21 protein-coding genes are annotated in these 19,660 nt (G+C 37.3%); all 21 read right to left on the reverse strand.

The genetic code is table 11. The features are described from left to right. Nucleotides 1-212: 212 nt before the first annotated feature. Nucleotides 213-1,484, reverse strand: coding sequence for a phosphoribosylamine--glycine ligase (gene purD / locus KTB61_RS03905; RefSeq protein WP_075760312.1), 1,272 nt, complete (start codon nucleotides 1,482-1,484; stop codon nucleotides 213-215). Beyond that, on the reverse strand, nucleotides 1,485-2,090 hold the full coding sequence (locus KTB61_RS03910) for a C40 family peptidase (RefSeq protein ID WP_075760311.1): 606 nt from the start codon (nucleotides 2,088-2,090) through the stop codon (nucleotides 1,485-1,487). Next, nucleotides 2,090-2,725, reverse strand: coding sequence for a phosphoribosylglycinamide formyltransferase (purN, locus tag KTB61_RS03915; protein WP_075760310.1), 636 nt, complete (start codon nucleotides 2,723-2,725; stop codon nucleotides 2,090-2,092). The genes KTB61_RS03910 and purN overlap by 1 nt, the downstream gene beginning before the upstream one ends. After that, nucleotides 2,719-3,744 carry a phosphoribosylformylglycinamidine cyclo-ligase gene (gene purM, locus KTB61_RS03920; protein ID WP_075760309.1) on the reverse strand — a complete coding sequence of 342 codons (1,026 nt, stop codon included), beginning with the start codon at nucleotides 3,742-3,744 and terminating at the stop codon, nucleotides 2,719-2,721. Before purM ends, purN begins: the two co-directional genes overlap by 7 nt. 31 nt (nucleotides 3,745-3,775) lie before the next feature. Continuing rightward, a complete protein-coding gene (purE, locus tag KTB61_RS03925; protein WP_075760308.1) occupies nucleotides 3,776-4,279 on the reverse strand; it encodes a 5-(carboxyamino)imidazole ribonucleotide mutase in 504 nt (167 codons plus the stop codon). 41 nt (nucleotides 4,280-4,320) lie between these two features. Further along, complete coding sequence (locus tag KTB61_RS03930) at nucleotides 4,321-6,339, reverse strand: aminopeptidase (protein WP_216696870.1); 2,019 nt, start codon at nucleotides 6,337-6,339, stop codon at nucleotides 4,321-4,323. A 15-nt stretch (nucleotides 6,340-6,354) separates the two neighbouring features. Continuing rightward, nucleotides 6,355-6,942: an HD domain-containing protein gene (locus tag KTB61_RS03935; protein ID WP_075760307.1), complete on the reverse strand. Its 588-nt coding sequence runs from the start codon at nucleotides 6,940-6,942 to the stop codon at nucleotides 6,355-6,357. Nucleotides 6,943-6,952: 10 nt separating this feature from the next. Next, a complete protein-coding gene (locus KTB61_RS03940; protein ID WP_075760306.1) occupies nucleotides 6,953-7,279 on the reverse strand; it encodes a hypothetical protein in 327 nt (108 codons plus the stop codon). Next, a complete protein-coding gene (locus KTB61_RS03945) occupies nucleotides 7,266-7,757 on the reverse strand; it encodes a VanZ family protein (RefSeq protein ID WP_216696848.1) in 492 nt (163 codons plus the stop codon). Before KTB61_RS03945 ends, KTB61_RS03940 begins: the two co-directional genes overlap by 14 nt. A 2-nt stretch (nucleotides 7,758-7,759) precedes the next feature. Then, a complete protein-coding gene (pyrE, locus tag KTB61_RS03950; protein WP_075760304.1) occupies nucleotides 7,760-8,437 on the reverse strand; it encodes an orotate phosphoribosyltransferase in 678 nt (225 codons plus the stop codon). An 11-nt stretch (nucleotides 8,438-8,448) separates the two neighbouring features. Then, on the reverse strand, nucleotides 8,449-8,874 hold the full coding sequence (locus tag KTB61_RS03955) for a CBS domain-containing protein (protein WP_216696849.1): 426 nt from the start codon (nucleotides 8,872-8,874) through the stop codon (nucleotides 8,449-8,451). 28 nt (nucleotides 8,875-8,902) lie between these two features. Next, a complete protein-coding gene (locus tag KTB61_RS03960; protein ID WP_075760302.1) occupies nucleotides 8,903-9,805 on the reverse strand; it encodes a dihydroorotate dehydrogenase in 903 nt (300 codons plus the stop codon). Beyond that, nucleotides 9,805-10,572 carry a dihydroorotate dehydrogenase electron transfer subunit gene (locus tag KTB61_RS03965; protein WP_075760301.1) on the reverse strand — a complete coding sequence of 256 codons (768 nt, stop codon included), beginning with the start codon at nucleotides 10,570-10,572 and terminating at the stop codon, nucleotides 9,805-9,807. Before KTB61_RS03965 ends, KTB61_RS03960 begins: the two co-directional genes overlap by 1 nt. Before the next feature lie 15 nt (nucleotides 10,573-10,587). After that, nucleotides 10,588-11,511: an orotidine-5'-phosphate decarboxylase gene (gene pyrF / locus KTB61_RS03970; protein WP_216696850.1), complete on the reverse strand. Its 924-nt coding sequence runs from the start codon at nucleotides 11,509-11,511 to the stop codon at nucleotides 10,588-10,590. Between the two features lie 139 nt (nucleotides 11,512-11,650). Next, a complete protein-coding gene (gene thiH, locus KTB61_RS03975) occupies nucleotides 11,651-12,814 on the reverse strand; it encodes a 2-iminoacetate synthase ThiH (protein ID WP_075760299.1) in 1,164 nt (387 codons plus the stop codon). Nucleotides 12,815-12,823: 9 nt separating this feature from the next. Beyond that, complete coding sequence (locus KTB61_RS03980) at nucleotides 12,824-13,594, reverse strand: thiazole synthase (RefSeq protein ID WP_075760298.1); 771 nt, start codon at nucleotides 13,592-13,594, stop codon at nucleotides 12,824-12,826. A 97-nt stretch (nucleotides 13,595-13,691) separates the two neighbouring features. Then, entirely contained in the window at nucleotides 13,692-13,886 is a 195-nt protein-coding gene (thiS, locus tag KTB61_RS03985; protein ID WP_075760297.1) for a sulfur carrier protein ThiS, read from the reverse strand. 289 nt (nucleotides 13,887-14,175) lie between these two features. After that, nucleotides 14,176-16,818, reverse strand: coding sequence for a valine--tRNA ligase (locus KTB61_RS03990; RefSeq protein WP_216696851.1), 2,643 nt, complete (start codon nucleotides 16,816-16,818; stop codon nucleotides 14,176-14,178). A 26-nt stretch (nucleotides 16,819-16,844) separates the two neighbouring features. After that, nucleotides 16,845-17,843: a hypothetical protein gene (locus KTB61_RS03995; RefSeq protein WP_216696852.1), complete on the reverse strand. Its 999-nt coding sequence runs from the start codon at nucleotides 17,841-17,843 to the stop codon at nucleotides 16,845-16,847. Beyond that, nucleotides 17,818-18,618, reverse strand: a complete 801-nt coding sequence (locus KTB61_RS04000) for a tetratricopeptide repeat protein (RefSeq protein ID WP_075760294.1) — start codon at nucleotides 18,616-18,618, stop codon at nucleotides 17,818-17,820. The genes KTB61_RS03995 and KTB61_RS04000 overlap by 26 nt, the downstream gene beginning before the upstream one ends. Continuing rightward, nucleotides 18,611-19,657, reverse strand: a complete 1,047-nt coding sequence (locus KTB61_RS04005; RefSeq protein ID WP_216696853.1) for a DUF5716 family protein — start codon at nucleotides 19,655-19,657, stop codon at nucleotides 18,611-18,613. Before KTB61_RS04005 ends, KTB61_RS04000 begins: the two co-directional genes overlap by 8 nt. Nucleotides 19,658-19,660 lie beyond the last annotated feature (3 nt).

A 19,660-nucleotide genomic window follows, 5' to 3' on the forward strand; every position in this document is an offset into this window, starting at 1 on the left:
AAAAATCCCTCAAAAAAACCGCCAGCCCTTTGTTATCAGGCTGACGTGTATTTCTACTTATTTTATTTTTTATTTAGTATACATGATTTTTTAAAACGAGTCAACTTTTAATCCGGTACGCAATCAGAGCATCAACAAAGCGCACAAGTCCATTCAGATTCATTTCTGAACCTGAAGGACTTGTCCTGTTTTCTGTCTCTTTTCAATTATATCTATGCCTCATCAATGGCTTTTCCAATGTCATTTCTCTTGTATTTATTTGCAAAGTCAATCCACTCTGTTGCTTCATATGCATTAGCTCTGGCTGCTTTCAGATTATCTCCTTTGGCTACAACACCAAGAACACGTCCTCCATTGGTTACAATCTTGTCACCATCAAATTTAGTTCCTGCATGGAATACGTAATATCCATCTTTATCCTTAAATGTATCCAGACCTTTGATTTCAAAACCTTTATCATATTTTTCCGGATATCCATCAGATGCAAGTACGACACATACAGCTGCATTATCTTCAAATTCCAGTTCTACATCTGCAAGTTTTCCATCAATACATGCTTCCATCACATCAATAATATCATTCTTCATACGAGGAAGAACTACCTGTGCTTCCGGATCTCCAAAACGTGCATTATACTCCAGCACTTTTGGACCATCAGCTGTAAGCATCAGACCTGTAAATAGAATTCCGGTAAAAGGTCTTCCCTCTGCTGCCATTGCATCAATGGTTGGCTGATAAACATATTTCTCACAAAACTCTTCTACTTCTTTTGTGTAGAAAGGACTAGGTGAAAATGTTCCCATTCCGCCTGTATTAAGTCCCTGATCACCATCTTTTGCACGTTTATGATCTTGTGCAGATGTCATACATTTAATAGTCTTTCCATCACAGTATGCAAGAACAGATACTTCTCTTCCTGTCATAAATTCTTCAATAACAATTTCATTTCCGGCATCACCAAACTGTTTATCCAGCATCAGGGTTTTTACTCCCTCTTTTGCTTCTTCTAATGTATTACAGATTAATACACCTTTTCCAAGTGCTAGTCCGTCGGCCTTTAAAACAATCGGCATTTTTGCTGTTTCCAGATATTTTAATGCTTCATCCGGGTCTGTAAAATTCTCATATGCTGCTGTTGGAATATTGTACTTTTTCATTAAATCCTTGGAAAAAGCTTTGGATCCCTCAATAATCGCAGCATTTTTTCGAGGTCCAAAGACTCTTAATCCTTCTGACTCAAATGCATCTACAATTCCTCCTACCAGAGGATCATCCATACCGATGATAGTCAAATCAATTTCTTTTTCTTTTGCAAATGCAACCAGCTTCTCAAATTCCATTGCTCCAATATCAACACATTCTGCAAATTCTGCAATTCCTGCATTTCCAGGTGCACAGTAAATTTTATCTGCTTTTGGGCTTTTAGCTACTGCCCAGGCAATTGCATGTTCTCTTCCGCCGCTTCCTACGATTAAAACCTTCATTTATCTTTCCCTTTCTGCTATACCTGCCGGTCTAGCCACTGCTGCTGTTTTCCGGTACCATGGGTCCTGGTAAGAAGGAGAAGCTCCGTCTGCATGAAGCATTTTCCCATTTCCAATGTAGATTCCCACATGTGCGATATTTTTGAAACGTCCGTTGTTTCCTTTTCGCTTTGTATAGAAAATCAAATCTCCCGGTTCCAGTTTCTCACTATGACCATTGACAGTTTTCATCGATAGTAATCTGTTATTTTCCCGACACCATCTGGCAATCTCTGCTGCCGTTGGTGCATAATCCTCCTGTCCAAAGGAAATTCCTGCCTTGGACCAGCATCTCCATACATAAGAACTGCAGTCCACATATCCATCAAGCATCCTTTTGCTCTGGCTATAAACAGGTTTTTCTTTATAGATTTCCAAAGCCTCTGCTATCGCCTTTTTGGTTTGTTCATTCTTTGGCTTCTCAATCTTTTCTTTTGTTTTATATTCTGCCGTTTTTGTGATCTTTTTCGGGTTCTCTTTATTAAAATTATTCTTAAATAGAGAAAACCAGATGGCTGTTGCCATAATCCCTATAATGATCACTGCTCTGATCAGAAATCTTTTCATTATGCTTCCTTAGAAGTAAATTTTACTTTCCCATCTTTTACACAAATTCGTCCATTAGCAATATCATCAATGGCTTTTGGCATGATAACCCATTCTGCCTGTTCCATAATTCGTCTCTGAAGAGTCTCCGGTGTATCACCTTCTTCAACATAAACGGCTTTCTGATTGATGATTGGTCCTGTGTCAGTTCCCTCGTCTACAAAATGTACCGTTGCACCTGATACTTTCACTCCACGTTCCAGTGCTTTTTCATGAACTTTCAGCCCATAATATCCTGTTCCACAAAAAGATGGAATTAAAGATGGGTGGATGTTAATAATCCGGTTTTCAAATGTTTTGATAATCTTTTCCGGAATAACCACCAGACATCCTGCAAGTACAATCAAATCAATCTTTCGGTCAACCAGTTCCTGATACAGTGCTTCATTAAACAACTCTCTGGATTCAAAATCTTTTGGAGACAATGCAACCGCATCAATATTATGTTTTTTAGCACGTTCCAGTGCATATGCATTTTTATTGTTACTGATGACCACATTAATTTCTGCATTGGTAATGGTCTGGTTCTCAATTCCATCAATGATTGCCTGCAGATTTGTTCCTCCTCCAGATACTAAAACAGCCAACTTTAGCATAAAGTAACTCCTTTGTCTCCTTCTTTGACTTCACCTACAACATAAGCTGTTTCTCCAGCTGCTTTTAATGCTTCTAATGTTGTATCCACATCAGCCGGATCTACTGCAACGATCATTCCAAGTCCCATATTATATGTGTTGTACATCATTTCTTCATCAATATTTCCTGTTTCTGCCAGAAGTTTAAAGATTGCAGGAACTTCGTAGGAATCTTTATGAACAACTGCGTGAATTCCTTCCGGTAACATTCTTGGAATATTTTCATAGAATCCGCCACCTGTGATATGACTGCAGGCCTTCACTGTAACTCCTGCATTTTTCACAGATTTTAATGCCTTAACATAAATTCTTGTTGGAGCCAGAAGTGCTTCTCCTAAAGTTGTTCCAAGCTCATCATAATATGTATTTAAAGATTCTTCTGTCATTTCAAAAACTTTACGGACCAGAGAAAATCCATTACTATGAACACCGGTAGATGCCATACCAATCAAAACATCTCCCTCTTTTAAGTTTTCTCCTGTAATCAGATTCTTACGGTCACATACACCAACAGCAAATCCTGCCAGATCATATTCATCTTCTGGCATTAATCCTGGATGTTCTGCTGTTTCTCCTCCAATCAACGCTGCATCTGACTGAACACATCCTTCTGCCACACCACTAACAATAGTTGCAATCTTTTCAGGATAATTCTTTCCACATGCAATATAATCCAGGAAGAATAATGGTTCTCCTCCTGCACACGCAATATCATTTACGCACATTGCTACCGCATCAATACCAATGGTATCATGCTTGTCCAGAATCATGGCAAGTTTTACTTTTGTTCCACATCCATCTGTACCGGATAATAAAACCGGATCATCCATTTCTTTGATTTTTTCCAAAGAAAATGCACCGGAGAATCCTCCAAGACCTCCTAAAACCTCTGGACGCATGGTTCTTTTAACATGCTCTTTCATCAGCTCAACAGATTTATATCCCGCTTCAATATCTACACCTGCTTTTTTGTAATCCATTTGTTAAAATCCTCCTAAATGACTTGAAATATTACTTATAGTCTTTATAACCAACCTGATCAAGCTTTTCAGCTTTTTCTACTACAGACTGTTTCATTGTCTCGCTGTAATCTTTTAATTTAGCTAAAAGATCTGAATCTGATGTCGCAAGAATCTTTGCTGCAAGAATTCCTGCATTTAATCCCCCGTTAATTGCTACTGTTGCAACCGGGATTCCAGATGGCATCTGTACGATGGAATATAATGAATCCACTCCTCCTAAATCTGATGTCTTCATTGGGATACCAATGACTGGCATTGGGAATAATGCCGCACACATACCTGGAAGATGTGCTGCTTTTCCTGCTCCTGCAATGATAACCTTTACGCCTCTGTCTTCTGCGCCTTTTGCCCATTCAAAGAAAATATCCGGTTCTCTGTGTGCAGAAATGATTGTCATCTCAAAGTCAATTCCCATCTCGTCTAAAAATTCTGCTGCCTTTCTCATAACAGGCATATCTGAATCGCTTCCCATTACAATTGCTACTTTTGCCATCTTTTTTCTCCTTAAGTTTATATTCTAATTTATTTTTTCACTTACATTTTACTAACTTGACCGTTTCCCGTCAATGCTTCATTTAACCTTTCTGTTCCCGGTAGCACAAACATACCTTTCCTGATCAATGGTATTTCCTCTCCGCCAAGTCCAATTGCTGTGATAGTATCCAGTTCCTCATAAGGAATCGTAATATCTGTATGACACTGGAAATATTCTCCCTCTATTGAACATTCATTATGTTTTGCCACAATTTCTTTTCCATCAGGATTATGAACCTCTGTTTCTTCACTGTGGCTGTAACATGTATCTCCCACTGCAAAATGCGGTCCCATTTTTTCAACAATCAAAATTGGTAATTTATATAAAATATCATATTTTTTTGCCATTACATAGGCTGTCGTATTTGTTCCAATTGCAAACTCTCCCATTGGAAGTGTATCTCTATTATATAGAAGATTCTCTTTGATAAATTCTTTATTTTCTTCTTCACTGCTAAAATTTTTACAGGAATATGAAACAATTTTCCCATCTTTAAATTCCAGCTTTAAATCAATAAATTTCAAATCGTTCAGATAAACTTCCCCAACATGTAGAATTCCATTAGTCCCAGCCAGTTTTGGTGAAGTGAATACCTCACCTACCGGAATATTTACATCTGCCAGACAATTTTCAAAATTAGTTTCCTGATCAGGATTTTGCAGGTCATGCATAGCAATATATAAATCCGTCTGGTTATTTCCTTCACCTTGTACATGAACTTCCACTGCCTGATCTAAAGCATCAATAAGTTTCTGCTGTATTTCACAATACATTTTTTTGTCTAGCGTATTTACTTTAATAACTTCCTGAAAAATCTTTTCAAAATCTTCTCCAATTTCTGGAACAGGATACGCTATAATGGTAAAACTTCTCTGGTCAGGTTTTATATATTGATTCATAATCTCTGAAGCCTTGATTTGAAACTCTACAGATAACTCCTGCTGCTTTTTTGATAATTTATAATTTGCCTCTTTATTCTGCGGTAGAAATGGAGTTTCCCCAAAAGTTTCCATACATGCCGGACCTGCAAATACAAATGCCTCTTCTTTCCATTTTTCATAGGAGTTTTTATAACATTCCAGCTTATGTTTCATAAATCGGTTATCAAAGTAAACTGCCTGATCATATCTATGGTCATATTCATATTGAAGATTTGGACTGGATGAAACATATCCTATTTTATTTAATCCTCTGACCAGAGTGGAATGTCCGCAACGATATATAACAGGAGATAATCCAATTTCTGCAAATTGCTTCACCGCTTCACGAATAATCGGTTCAAATCCAATGCTATATCTTATATTAACAGTCCTTTTGGGAGTCATATCGATGTTATTTACAATAAATCCTTCATGAAAACCTTCCACATATGTTTTTGCAATATCCCGAATTTTTTCTTTAGGAAGATGATTCAGAAATTCAAGTGTCCGGATTTCATTTTCTGAAATATATTCTCCATACTGATACAGAAAATCCGGATTTGATAAATCTGACTTCATAACAATATCTGTTGCAAAAGAAAGTTCTGGATTTAGTTGTTCCTGAATACGATATTCAAAAACATCACTGCTGTAATCTCTCATATGTTCATATATAATCTGTCTGATTTTTTCAGGATGTTCTTCACCATCACGAAAAACCTGATATACTTCCAAAAATAACTCATTATTAATTACAAGATCAAACAATCTTCCTTCTACTGCATAAATAAATCCACAACGCATTTCTGCAAATAAAAAACTGAAAAGCTGGCCAAAATCAATTCCCACCTGTTTTATAGAAAATTCTGGATTGGCAAAGCTCATTTCATAAGCTGCTGATGATATCTCTGCATACCATTCCTGATTCCATTTTTTCAGCTGTTCTAATGTTTTTGGCTGCACATCATAAATATCGTTTAAATACTGCAGCATTTCTGCCACTTTTTTAAAATACGCAGCATACTTACCACCCTGTTTCACTTCTTGTAAAACAGTCTCTAATCCGGTTTGATTCAACTCATGTCTTTCTATTAACATTGGATCCAAAACTAGCTATCTCCTTTTAATTTTCCCTTTTTCTATATTCTTGTCAAAAATACCTTCCAGATACTGCCAGATTGCAACAGAACCCTCTTTTGTATGCAGATTTCTTTCTCTTACCTGCTTTTCTGTAATTCCATGCTCCAACCATGCTTTTCCATCGGTTGCGTCATTTAAAAGAATCGGTTCTGTACGATCCAAAGTAGCTGCAAACTTTGCTTCTGGTGTTTTTCTTTCCTCAAACTCTCTCCAGAGATCAAACAGCTCTTTCCCCTGATCCTCCGGCAGTAAATGATAAATTCGGTTAGCTGCCTTCATTTCACGTGCTGCCTTTGTTTTCGTTCCTTCTTCATCATATAGATAAGTATCACCTGCATCAATCTCCACCAGATCATGGATTAATGCCATTTTTATCACTTTCAAAACATCTATAGGCTCATTTGCATATTCTGCAAGTAAAACTGCCATAATAGCAAAATGCCATGCATGCTCTGCATCGTTTTCTTTTCGTTCTCCACTGGACACATAAGTTTGACGAACAATATTCTTAAGCTTATCAATTTCAATAATAAAATTCATCTGTTGTTCTAAACGCTTCATAATAGTCTCCTTATATTCCTAGAATAAAAATAATAGCAGAAAATACTAAAACGAGTCCGTTGGTTGTACATCCGATGATTTTCCATATTACCATAGATGCCGTATCTTCAAAACTTTTTATTGAGAGGCGCAGCCCCACAATTGACATTATCAGAATTGCCCATCCTGCAAGTCCATATATTACACCACCATTTCCTTCTGAATAAAATGATCCTGCAATCAGCAATCCATAACCAACAATTCCCACTATTCCTAAAAAAGCAGAAACAGCAGATGCTCTGGAAACTACCCTGTCTGATGGACGATATGCAAATTTCTTCTTTCTATTTCTTCCCATGTATATGCCTTCTTTCTAAGATTTGGCTAATTTCCAGTAAAATTCTATACAAAATATATCCAATAAATCCACCTACTGTATTCAGCAGAAGATCATCCACATCAAACACTCCCACTTTCATAATCAACTGGCTGGTTTCGATTACCAGACTGAAAATAAATGTGCCTAAAACTGCACGAATACATCCCTTTCTCTTCTCCGTTACGATTGGAATCATAAATCCAAAGGGACTAAATGCAAAAATATTACCAAACAAATTAGTTATAAAAGCTTCCAAAGATAATAAATGCCGATATTCCCAAAATCTGCGAATTTCTTTTAAAAAAATAAAATTGACATGGGAGGTCTGATAACCAGTCTCCCTCCCATATCTCTCGCTTAGCAGTACAAAATAAAATATAAGAATAATATATAAGTAAAAAAATATCTTTATACTAAAACGCCCTATTCTTTTTTTCTCAATTGTCACTGAAACCATCCTTAATGTTTTACACCATATTTTTCATAGTATGCATCAATTGCAGCCTTTAATGTATCATCAATGATAACTTTCCCTTTATATGGTTTATTATACAGATGTTCAACAACCTCTTCCATTGTTACGATTGCTGTAGTTTCCAATCCATACTTTTCATGGATTTCATCTAATGCGCTTTTTTCTCCCTGACCCCGTTCCATACGATCCACAGAGACAACCAGTCCAAGAACATCCACATCTCCCTGCGCTTTCACTATTGGAAGTGTTTCCTGAATGGAGGTACCTGCTGTTGTTACATCTTCGATGATTACAACCTTATCACCGTCTTCAATAGGACTTCCAAGAAGAATTCCCTTATCTCCATGATCTTTTACTTCTTTACGGTTCGCGCAATAACGAATATCCTTATCATATTTTTCAGAAATTGCAATAGATGCAGCAACACTTAATGGAATACCTTTGTACGCCGGTCCAAATAATACATCAAACTCAAATCCGAATTTACTTTCAATTGCTTTTGCATAATATTCACCTAATTTACGTAACTGTGAACCTGTTCTGTAAAAACCTGTATTAACAAAAAATGGTGTATTTCTTCCACTTTTTGTTACAAAATCTCCAAACTTCAGTACATTGCAATCAATCATAAATTCAATAAATTCTTTTTTATACTGTTCCATATTTTCTACTCCTATTCTCTTAATGGTTGATTTACTTTTTTATATTCATTGTAATAAAATTGAATTACATCTTTTCTTGTCACGATTCCGATAAAATTTCCCTGGTCATCGTTAACCGGTACAAAATTATGATCCATGATTACATCCACAAGATCATTCATATCTGTATCAATCAATATGGACTGATTATCCCTTCTTCGATGGATATCAAGAATTTTTACTTTTTCTGCAGCTTCCAGACTCCAGTTACAGAAATCCTGCATAGCCCGCAAAATATCCCCCTCTGTTATGGTTCCTGCATATTTCCCTTCTTTTGTAAGCATCGGCACTGCAGTATATCCGTGATATCTCATTTTTTCAAGTGCCTGCCTTAATGTATCTGATGCAGGAATATACGCAACTTCTTTTTTGGGAGTCAGAAAAAATAATATATTCATATCTTCTCCCTCCTTTTTCTATAACGGATTATTTGACACATCCAATCAATTCCTTAATATCTTCAATCTGATGACGTCTCATATAATCTTCTATTCCTTTAATAACATTAATCGTAGATGTCGGATCAATAAAATTAGCTGTTCCTACTGAAACGGCTGTGGCACCTGCCATAATAAATTCCAGTGCATCTTCTGCTGTGGCAATTCCACCCATGCCAATGATTGGTACATCGACTGCATTTGCCACCTGATAAACCATACGGACTGCAACCGGTTTTATTGCAGGTCCGGACATGCCTCCTGTCTTATTGGCCAGAACAAAGTCTCTTCTTTCAATATCTATTTTCATACCTGTTAATGTATTGATCAAAGATAATGCATCACTTCCAGCGTCTACTGCTGCTTTTGCCATTTCTGTAATATCTGTAACGTTTGGACTAAGTTTCATAATAATTGGCTGTCTGGCTTTGGCTTTTACAGCTTTTGTAATGTCATATAAAGCCTTAGGATCTTGTCCAAAAGCAATTCCACCTTCTTTTACATTTGGACATGAAACATTGATTTCTAACAGATCAACCGGCTGTTCTGCAAGACGCTCTACTACTTCAACATAATCTTTTTCAGATTTTCCACATACATTTACAATAATAGTAGCCCCTGCATCTTTTAAAAATGGAATATCTCTTTCTACAAATACATCAATTCCAGGATTCTGTAATCCAATGGCATTGAGCATTCCTCCATACACTTCTGCTACTCTTGGTGTTGGATTTCCCGGCCATGGAATATTGGCAACTCCCTTTGTTGTAACTGCTCCCAGCTGACTTAAATCAACAAATTCGTTATATTCCTGTCCGGAACCGAATGTTCCAGAGCCGGTAGTTACCGGATTTTTCATGGTAACCCCTGCAATATTTACTGATAAATTCATTACAGTTCCACCTCCCTGGCATCAAAAACAGGTCCATCTTTACAAATGCGTTTATTGTGAACATGTGAATGTGCATCAATTTCTTTTGACTTACAGACACATGCAAGACATGCTCCAATTCCACATGCCATACGCTCTTCCAAGGAAATCTGTGCTTCTATATCATGTTCTTCTGCATATGCTTTGATTCCTCGAAGCATCGGAGTAGGACCACATGCATAAATAATACTTCCCGCCACTGCCTGCTCTTTTATTGCATCAATAACATTTCCCTTTGTTCCCACAGAACCATCTTCCGTAGAAATAACCACTTCGCCATATGGTTCAAACTCTTCTTTCAGAAACATCTGACTGTCACGATATCCCAGAACAATAGTCTTGTCGCATGAAAGCCCTTTAGCAAGTTCCAGCATCGGTGGAATCCCAATGCCGCCTCCAATTAAAATCGCTTTACTGTCTTTTTGAGTAAATCCGTTACCTAACGGTCCAAGAATCTTAACAGAATCTCCCTGACCGTAACCTGACAACTGCTTTGTTCCTTCCCCAGCTACTCTATATACAATTCTTAAAGTTCCTTCTTCTTTGTTAATCCCACAAATACTGATCGGTCTTGGCAGAATTTTGCTTTTATCATTTACATAAACAGAAATAAACTGTCCGGCCTTTGCCTCGGATGCTATGTCTTCTGCTTTTAATGTCATATCATAAATTCCATCTGCCAAAGATGTCTGTGATAAAATTTGGGCTATAACCTGTTTTTTACTCATTGGCATCTTCCTTTCTTATCGTTCCCAAGCCTGTCTTAAATCTTCTTTCATATCCAGTACTGCCTGTCTTGATGCGTCTGCATAATTCTCAGCTCCAAACTGACTGTACTGTTCCTGTTTGTATGCACAAATAATACCTCTGGAGGAGTTAACAATAGCTCCAAGACCATCTTCGTTAAAGAATGGTGCCAGATCTTTTGCCTGTCCACCCTGTGCTCCATATCCAGGTACCAGAATATATGCTTTTGGCATAACATTTCGCAGGATTTCTCCCATCTTTGGATAAGTCGCTCCTACAACGGCTCCTACATAGCTATAACCATCTCCCATTAATTCTTCTCCCCAGGAAGCAACTTTCTCGGCTACCATTTCATATATTGGCTTTCCATTAATTTCCTGATCCTGGAATTCTCCACTGGACGGATTGGATGTTTTCACAAGAACAAACATCCCTTTCTTTTCTTCCCTGCATACTTCCATAAACGGACGAACTCCATCACTTCCAAGATACGGATTCACTGTTACAAAATCTTCACAAAATCCGCTATATTTTTTACTTCCAATCTGTACCTGACCTACATGTCCTATAGCATATGCTTTTGATGTAGAACCAATGTCTCCACGTTTAATATCTCCGATGATGACCAGTCCTTTGCTCTTTGCATACTCACAGGTTTTGTTAAATGCAACGAGGCCCGGAATTCCAAACTGCTCATACATGGCAATCTGAGGCTTCACTGCCGGAATCAGGTCATATACGCTGTCAATAATTCCTTTATTATATTGCCATATGGCTTCGGCTGCACCTTCCAGTGTTTCTCCATATTCCTCAATTGCTGCCTTCATAATATGTTCCGGCACGTAATCAAGCATAGGATCTAACCCTACAACAATCGGTGCATCCAGTTTTTTGATGTTTTTTACTAACTGATTGATCATGGCAATTTCTCCTTTTTTTAGCTATCTTTGCATATTCAATTAATCATAACATGAAAAATCGCCTAGGACAAGATACGGAAGCAGTTCTTAAGAAAGAAAAAAGGAAGTTTTTCAACTTCCTTTTACTTTAACATTTGTTTTATACATAAATATAATCCGTCATAACCGGCTGCATTCCGTTTTCCTCGATGGCATGATAAATTTCTTCTACATTTCTTGCATCATCAATTTCAAATTGCTCATCACCTTTTTCTTCTCCAGTATGTCCACCAATTCCAACGTTTACTCCTGCTGAAATCTTGGTTGCTGCAATCTGAATGATATTATCACGGAACCTTGCACATTCTCTGCTGGAAATGGTAATACTTGCAAACGGCATAAAAATACGATATGCACAGATTATCTGCAATAGCTGCGGTTCATGAACATCTTTTGGATTAATTTTATCATTGTTAATGATCGGACGTAATCTTGGACATGAAAATGCGATTTCTGCATGAGGATATTTCCTCTGAAGAAGATAAGCATGCATTCCTGTTGCCAGAGCATCTTTACGGAAATCATCCAAACCAAGAAGTGCTGCAAAACCGACACCACGGATTCCTCCCATGACTGCACGTTCCTGCGCATTGAAACGGTATGGGAAGATTCTCTTTCTTCCGCCTAAATGTAATGTCTTGTATTTCTCTGAATTATAAGTTTCCTGGAATACTGTTACAAAATCTGCACCACATTCATGAAGATATGCATAATCTTTGGAATCCATTGGATAAACTTCAAGTCCGACAACCTTAAAATATTTTCTTGCTATTTTACATGCCTCTCCAATATATTCCACATCAGACATTTTCGGACTTTCTCCTGTAAGAATTAAAACTTCCTCCAGTCCGGTTTCCGCAATAGTTTTCATTTCCTTTTCTATTTCTTCTGCATTGAGCTTTGCACGTTTAATTTTATTATGACAGTTAAAACCACAATAAATACAGTAATTCTCACAGTAATTTGCAATATATAACGGTGTGAACATCATAACTGAATTACCAAAATGTTTTCTTGTTTCTTTCTGTGCCTTTTGTGCAATTTCCTCCAGAAAAGGCAGTGCTGCCGGTGAAAGCAGAGCTTTAAAGTTTTCTGGGGAACAAGTCTCCGCATTTAATGCACGTTTTACATCTTCTGCTGTATATTTTTCCGGATCAAATGCATTCATTTCGGCAATGACTTTATCCATAATATCAGAATCAATTGCTTCCATATCTTCTGTATATTTCATATGATCTGTATGTTCATCTATTCTTTCGCTCATGATATCCTCCTAGTCCTTTAAAAATCCTGTCAGTGGTGAAGATGCACTTCCACCTTTTTCAATAACTCTTCCAAGGCCGGCAAGGTAAGCACTTCTTCCTGCTTCAATAGCTTTTTTGAAGGCTTCTGCCATAGCCGGGATATCCCCTGCTGTTGCAATGGCTGTATTAGCCATAACTGCTGCAGCACCCATTTCCATAGCTTCACATGCCTGTGAAGGTTTTCCAATTCCTGCATCTACAATAATTGGAAGATCAATTTCATCAATGAGAATCTGGATAAAATCTTTTGTACAAATTCCTTTATTGGAACCAATTGGTGCACCTAAAGGCATAATAGATGCTGCACCTGCATTTACCAGGTCTCTTGCTGCATTCAAATCCGGATACATATATGGCATTACAACAAATCCTTCTTTTGCAAGAATCTCTGTTGCTTTAATTGTTTCATAATTGTCTGGAAGCAGATATTTTGAGTCATGAATGACTTCGATTTTAATAAAATCACCACACCCTACTTCTCTTGCAAGTCTTGCAATTCGAACAGCTTCTTCTGCATTTCTTGCTCCTGATGTATTTGGCAGCAAAGTTACTCCTTCTGGGATGTAATCCAGAATATTTGCTGTATCTCCTGTATTTGTTCTTCTTAAAGCCAATGTTATAATCTCTGCACCTGCATTTTGTACAGCTGCGTTAATCAAATCCAGGGAATATTTCCCAGAGCCTAAAATAAATCTGGAGTCAAACTCGTGTCCACCAATTACCAACTTATCCTGTTTCATTATATTTCTCCTTTAAAAAACTTTTTTATTTTATTTCTGTTTCCATTCAAAACCATCTCAAAAGTCTTGACACGGAATTCATCTTCTATCTGATATATCAGCCGCCTCCAACAAAAGAAACCACTTCCAGTGTATCTGCATCACTTAAAATCACATTTGTATACTCACCCTTTGGAACAATTTCTCCATTACGTTCTACTGCAATTCGCGCAATCTGATAACCTTCTCTGACAAGAAAATCTTCAAGAGACATTTCTGTTTCTAAAGGTTTCATCTCACCATTTACTTTCATATAAAATCCTCCTGTTTAAGAACAAAGCGGACAAGTCCGCTGTCAACTCCCTGTATCCCTCAATCATAAGGGACTTGCTCCGCTTGGCGTGCCGATGTGTAGCAGTTTTAATTGTTTTCCTTTGCACATCGTGCACATCCGCGCGGAGCGTTTTTTATTACATAGGAATTTCCTATGTAATAAAAAAGGTCCACGAAGAAACCCACACCCGAGGTGGTGTGCCCCTTCGTGAACCTTTTAACGAACTCACTCTATATGAAATAGTATCATAATTCAAAAACACTGTCAATTATTTATTTAATCTTCCAAGCTGTTCTTCTACCTGACTTAACATCTGCTGATATTTTGCCAGTTTATCCTTTTCTTCCTGTACTTTTGCAACTGGTGCCTTGCTTACAAATCGTTCATTTCCAAGCATTCCTTCACAACGTTTGATTTCTCCTGTCAGACGCTTCTGTTCTTTTGCCAGACGTTCTTTTTCTTTCTCAATATCTACCAGTTCTGCAAATGGCATATAGATAACTGCTTCTGGAATAACCGTTGATACTGCATCTTCTCCAATGCCGTTTTTATCATTCTGAATGATAACTTCGCTTGCATATCCTAAAGTTGCAAAGAACACTTTACCTGTTTCAAAGATATTTCGAATTTCCTCACTTTCAGATACCACATATACCTGAGCTTTTTTCTTTGGTGATACATTCATTTCTGCACGTACATTACGGATGCCGCGTACTGCTTCTTTGATTGTTTCTACTGCCTTTTCATCTGCTTTAAAGTTCCATTCTTCTTTAAATTCAGGCCATTTTGCAAGCATAATAGATTCTTCATCTGTCAGATTACAGTAAATTTCTTCTGTTATAAACGGCATATATGGATGTAACAGCTTCAAAGCTTCTGTAAGAACTGTATTCAATGTCCAGAGAGCTGCAGCTTTCGTTTCATCCTCGTCATTGTACAAACGTGGTTTCACCATTTCAATATACCAGTCACAGAATTCTTCCCATAAGAAGTCATTTAATTTCTGAACTGCAATTCCCAGTTCATATTTTTCCATATTTTCTGTTACATCTTTTGCCAGAGTATTTAATTTAGATAAGATCCATTTATCTGCACTTGTCAGATCATCTAACGTCACATTCGTAAAATCTGCCTGTTCCAGGTTCATCATGATAAATCTGGAAGCATTCCAAACTTTATTTGCAAAATTTCTGCTGGCAATGACACGTTTTTCTGTATAACGCATATCATTTCCCGGTGCGTTTCCTGTAACAAGAGTAAATCTCAATGCATCTGCTCCATACTGGGCAATAACTTCCAGAGGATCAATACCATTTCCTAAAGACTTACTCATCTTACGTCCCTGTTCATCTCGAACAAGTCCATGGATCAATACAGTGTCAAATGGACATTTTCCTGTATGTTCATATCCTGAGAATACCATTCTGACAACCCAGAAGAAAATAATATCGTATCCTGTAACCAGTGTATTGGTTGGATAGAAATAATCCATTTCTTCCGTTTTATCCGGCCATCCAAGAGTTGAAAATGGCCACAGAGCTGAACTAAACCATGTATCCAATGTATCTTCATCCTGTGTTAAATGTTTGCATCCGCATTTTGGACATACTTCTGGTACATCTCCTGATACCACAACTTCTCCACATTCATCACAATAATATGCCGGGATTCTATGTCCCCACCACAGCTGTCTGGATATACACCAGTCACGAATATTCTCCAGCCAGTGTAAATAAGTCTTTGTATATCTTTCTGGAACAAATTTTAAATCTCCATTTTTTACTGCCTCAATAGCTGGTTTTGCCAGCTCATCCATTTTTACAAACCACTGTGGCTTGATCATTGGTTCAATGGTTGTTCCGCAACGGTCATGTGTTCCTACATTATGCTCATGATCTTTGATTTTTACCAGATATCCCTGTTCTTCCAGATCCTTAACAATAACTTTTCTTGCTTCATAGCGATCCATACCGGCATATTTTCCGCCATTTTTATTAACAGTTGCATCATCATTTAAAATATTGATTTCTGGCAGATTATGACGTTTTCCAACTTCAAAGTCATTTGGATCGTGAGCAGGTGTAATCTTAACTGCTCCGGTTCCAAATTCACGGTCTACATATTCATCTGCAACTACAGGAATCTGACGATTACATAATGGTAGTTCCAGCATTTTACCTACCAGATGGCTATATCTCTCATCTTCCGGATGTACTGCAACAGCAGTATCTCCGAGAAGAGTTTCCGGACGTGTTGTCGCAATTTCAACATATTCATTTTCACTGCCGACTACCGGATATTTAATGTGCCAGAAATGACCTGCCTGATCTTCATATTCAACTTCTGCATCAGAAATAGATGTCTGACAAACAGGGCACCAGTTGATAATTCTTGATCCTCGGTAAATATATCCTTTTTCATATAACTTAATAAATACTTCCTGTACTGCTTTGGAGCATCCTTCATCTAATGTAAAACGCTCTCTATCCCAATCACATGCAGAACCAAGTTTTTTCAACTGACTAACGATAGTTCCACCATACTCTTCTTTCCATTCCCATGCACGTTCCAGGAATTTTTCACGACCCAGATCTTCTTTTTCAATACCCTCTTCTTTCAGGGCATTGATGATTTTTACTTCTGTTGCAATACTTGCATGGTCTGTTCCCGGCTGCCATAAGGTATTATATCCCTGCATTTTCTTAAAACGAATCAGGATATCCTGAAGAGTTTCATCCAGCGCATGTCCCATATGCAGTTTACCTGTAATATTTGGTGGTGGAATTACAATAGTATAAGGTTTCTTTGTACGATCCACTTCTGCATGAAAATACTTGTTATCAAGCCATTTCTGGTACAGACGCTCTTCAATTTCACCTGGATTGTAGGTTGTCTCTAATTCTTTCTTCATGTCTCAAACTCCTATAATTAATATTTTTATTCATTATTATTTCTTGTATCTATTTTCTGCTGGTGTCTTTCCAGTGCGTCCTGACATATATTTTGCCGATTATTTAATCGCTCCACATACGCACCACGTTTTGGAATTTCATACAGGGCTTTAGGATAATAAAGCCATGCATCTATTTCTTTTAAATGATGTTTTTGAAGAACTTTCTTTAGAACTTCACTCTGTTCTTTCAGTTCCGCAGAAAATTTAAGCCCGGCTGACACTTTAGCACAAAACTCAAATAATTTCCACTGTTCTTCTGAAATATATCCAAAAAGTATTTCGTATTTCTCATAGTAATATTTTAAATCATTACCAATATTCTGGAAATCCGATTCTAAACGACATCTTGAATTGAATTTATGAGTCGCCATCATACGGTACAATTTTTCGCTTTCTACCGCTTTTTTATATAGTCGATACAAAGTAATCAAAAGTAATAAAACAATGAAAATCACTGTTACTACAGGCAATATATATTCAATAATCGGAAATTCCAGTTTTACCACTGCTACCGCCATAATTACAACTGCCACCAGTGTCATAAGAAAAAAAGAAAGCAACACTGCCTTTCGATTGAGACGAATATCTTCTGCCTTTTTTCTCTTCTCTACAAGTTCATCTTCTTCCCCGATTACAATATCCATTTCTCTTTCAAGCTGCTTTTGCTCCCCTTCCATAGAGGAAATTCTTTGAAGATCTCTTTTTAATTCTTCTTCCCTTTCCCACAAAGGATAAAACTCTTCCTCTGTCACTATTCCGGCTGACATCTCATAGAAATTCCTTGCCAAAATACGATGATATAATCTTGCTGATTCCTCTACATCTTTTAACTCCTCGTCATCCAATTGTCCAATAATCTCCAGATCTTCTTTTTTTGCCTGAAGATGTGAAATCTCATTCTGGTAAAGTGTTACAAATCTGTCTTCAATCAAATCTTCTTTTGTATTTTGAATATCCTTAGATAATCTCTTTTTTGTATTCATCCTTCCATCTCTCCAGTACGGCTTTTGTGAGCCTTCTTGTTGTCATATCGTCCGTTTTCTTTCTATGGTAATCTATTTTCTTCAATTTGACAAACTCTTCTTTATTTTTTATTTCTTCTTCTCTCTGTTTTATATTACCATAAATAATCTTACAGCGTTCTTCTGAAAAAGATATTTTTTCACCATCCTGCAGAAACGTATGATAATCCCCCTGGATATAAGAAACAAGGAAATATGCTTCCTGAATTTCTTTCAGCTGTCGAATTTCCAGTGCCTTTTTAAATGAAACCTTTGCCTCTTCAAAACAAAACATCCTGCTTTGACACAATCCCATATGATATAATACTTCTGCCTGTTCTCCGGTACGTAACTGTCCTGAGATTTTCTGGAGATTCTGATATGTCTGCAATGCACCAAGATACAAATGATTCTTTAAATACATATCTGCCAGAAGCTTCTGTTTTTTTGCTACAGAATACAAATATGTAGTTCGTATTTTCTGCTGTAACTGCAGTTTCTCATCTATTGTAAAATAATTTCGATAATTAATGATTTCTTTTATCTGTCGAACCGGGTCCTCACTCTTCAGCGTTATTCCGATTTCATCCTTGATGTAGGCCTTTATAGATGTATCAAACCCCTCCATTAGAAAATAAATAAAATAATGTTCGAGAATATAACATAATTCTCCATAACCTGAAAATGACTGATTCAATTTTTCAATATGATATACTGATGTGGTTTTTTGTGTTTCACATAATACAATCTTACTCACGGAAATCACCTCTTTCCAAACAGATCACCTGCTGCCATACCTGAAATGTTGTAGGTCTTATTTCCCCAAATCCCAGATCTGCTATCTTAATTTTACATTTATCCGGAGAAATGTATTCTCCTTCAATTTTCAGCTGATAGACCACATCTTTATCTTTTGTCATTCCAGTTAAAGGGAAACAAACCATTGCCTGCTTAATGCCGGATTTATTTCTCAGTTCGAAATTCAGACGGTTTATTCCTGATACAAATATTTCTATTTCCCCTTTACTCTCAAACCATGGCCGTCCTTCTTTCATCAAAGGATAGAACACGTCCCTGCCATGATGATGTAAGGTTAATCCTATTTGACAGATTGTCATAGTTTCCGTTAGAATGAGCGCCTCTTCTCTGCTTTCGGAGAAAACCTCCTCTCCTGCCAGGTAAGCAGCTCCGCATGCAAATAAATGCTTCCCCATAAAAACTCTCCTGCCAAGACATAGGGTTTTAACAGAATCCTGAAACCATTGTCCATCAAAGCCTGTACCACATAAATATACCGTGACTGTAACTCCCTTTGCCAGTGCGTTTTTTATTATTTTCAAAAATGCCTGATCTTTTTCACTTTTTGTTACAGCACCAGATATTTCTGACGTATAGTCTTTTTTTTCAATCCGTATCTTTCCGTTATATTTCTGTATCTGATAAAAACACAGGCCACTCTGATTATAATCAAAAATCACTGTATTTCCACGATCCAACTGGTTATTCTGTACTTTTACCAGTCCTACCAGGGCTTCTTCCTTAGTATAAAGTTTCAGTCCATGAGCTGTAAATCCAAGGTGTTTTTCAAAATCTGCTGCTTCTTTCATCACTTCCGGGGTCATTCCATCCATGACAATACCAATCTTTTCTCCCTGAACGCCCTTTTCCGCAACTGCTTCTGCAACATAATGTGTCCACGGTTTCTGCATTCTCACCGGTTCCTGTTCAATTGTACTTTGCTCATCCATGTAACAGGTATATACCTGTCCATCTTCAAAATGTATTCCCGTTCGCATACA

It is taken from the genome of Anaerostipes faecalis (assembly GCF_018982945.1).
GTDB lineage: Bacteria > Bacillota > Clostridia > Lachnospirales > Lachnospiraceae > Anaerostipes > Anaerostipes faecalis.

Excerpts from the sequence above, each read along its gene's own strand:
- purD (WP_075760312.1), bottom strand. The coding sequence starts at position 1,484 with ATGAAGGTTTTAATCGTAGGAAGCGGCGGAAGAGAACATGCAATTGCC.
- KTB61_RS03910 (WP_075760311.1), bottom strand. The coding sequence starts at position 2,090 with ATGAAAAGATTTCTGATCAGAGCAGTGATCATTATAGGGATTATGGCA.
- purN (WP_075760310.1), bottom strand. The coding sequence starts at position 2,725 with ATGCTAAAGTTGGCTGTTTTAGTATCTGGAGGAGGAACAAATCTGCAG.
- purM (WP_075760309.1), bottom strand. The coding sequence starts at position 3,744 with ATGGATTACAAAAAAGCAGGTGTAGATATTGAAGCGGGATATAAATCT.
- purE (WP_075760308.1), bottom strand. The coding sequence starts at position 4,279 with ATGGCAAAAGTAGCAATTGTAATGGGAAGCGATTCAGATATGCCTGTT.
- KTB61_RS03930 (WP_216696870.1), bottom strand. The coding sequence starts at position 6,339 with ATGTTAATAGAAAGACATGAGTTGAATCAAACCGGATTAGAGACTGTT.
- KTB61_RS03935 (WP_075760307.1), bottom strand. The coding sequence starts at position 6,942 with ATGAAGCGTTTAGAACAACAGATGAATTTTATTATTGAAATTGATAAG.
- KTB61_RS03940 (WP_075760306.1), bottom strand. The coding sequence starts at position 7,279 with ATGGGAAGAAATAGAAAGAAGAAATTTGCATATCGTCCATCAGACAGG.
- KTB61_RS03945 (WP_216696848.1), bottom strand. The coding sequence starts at position 7,757 with ATGGTTTCAGTGACAATTGAGAAAAAAAGAATAGGGCGTTTTAGTATA.
- pyrE (WP_075760304.1), bottom strand. The coding sequence starts at position 8,437 with ATGGAACAGTATAAAAAAGAATTTATTGAATTTATGATTGATTGCAAT.
- KTB61_RS03955 (WP_216696849.1), bottom strand. The coding sequence starts at position 8,874 with ATGAATATATTATTTTTTCTGACTCCCAAAAAAGAAGTTGCGTATATT.
- KTB61_RS03960 (WP_075760302.1), bottom strand. The coding sequence starts at position 9,805 with ATGAATTTATCAGTAAATATTGCAGGGGTTACCATGAAAAATCCGGTA.
- KTB61_RS03965 (WP_075760301.1), bottom strand. The coding sequence starts at position 10,572 with ATGAGTAAAAAACAGGTTATAGCCCAAATTTTATCACAGACATCTTTG.
- pyrF (WP_216696850.1), bottom strand. The coding sequence starts at position 11,511 with ATGATCAATCAGTTAGTAAAAAACATCAAAAAACTGGATGCACCGATT.
- thiH (WP_075760299.1), bottom strand. The coding sequence starts at position 12,814 with ATGAGCGAAAGAATAGATGAACATACAGATCATATGAAATATACAGAA.
- KTB61_RS03980 (WP_075760298.1), bottom strand. The coding sequence starts at position 13,594 with ATGAAACAGGATAAGTTGGTAATTGGTGGACACGAGTTTGACTCCAGA.
- thiS (WP_075760297.1), bottom strand. The coding sequence starts at position 13,886 with ATGAAAGTAAATGGTGAGATGAAACCTTTAGAAACAGAAATGTCTCTT.
- KTB61_RS03990 (WP_216696851.1), bottom strand. The coding sequence starts at position 16,818 with ATGAAGAAAGAATTAGAGACAACCTACAATCCAGGTGAAATTGAAGAG.
- KTB61_RS03995 (WP_216696852.1), bottom strand. The coding sequence starts at position 17,843 with ATGAATACAAAAAAGAGATTATCTAAGGATATTCAAAATACAAAAGAA.
- KTB61_RS04005 (WP_216696853.1), bottom strand. The coding sequence starts at position 19,657 with ATGCGAACGGGAATACATTTTGAAGATGGACAGGTATATACCTGTTAC.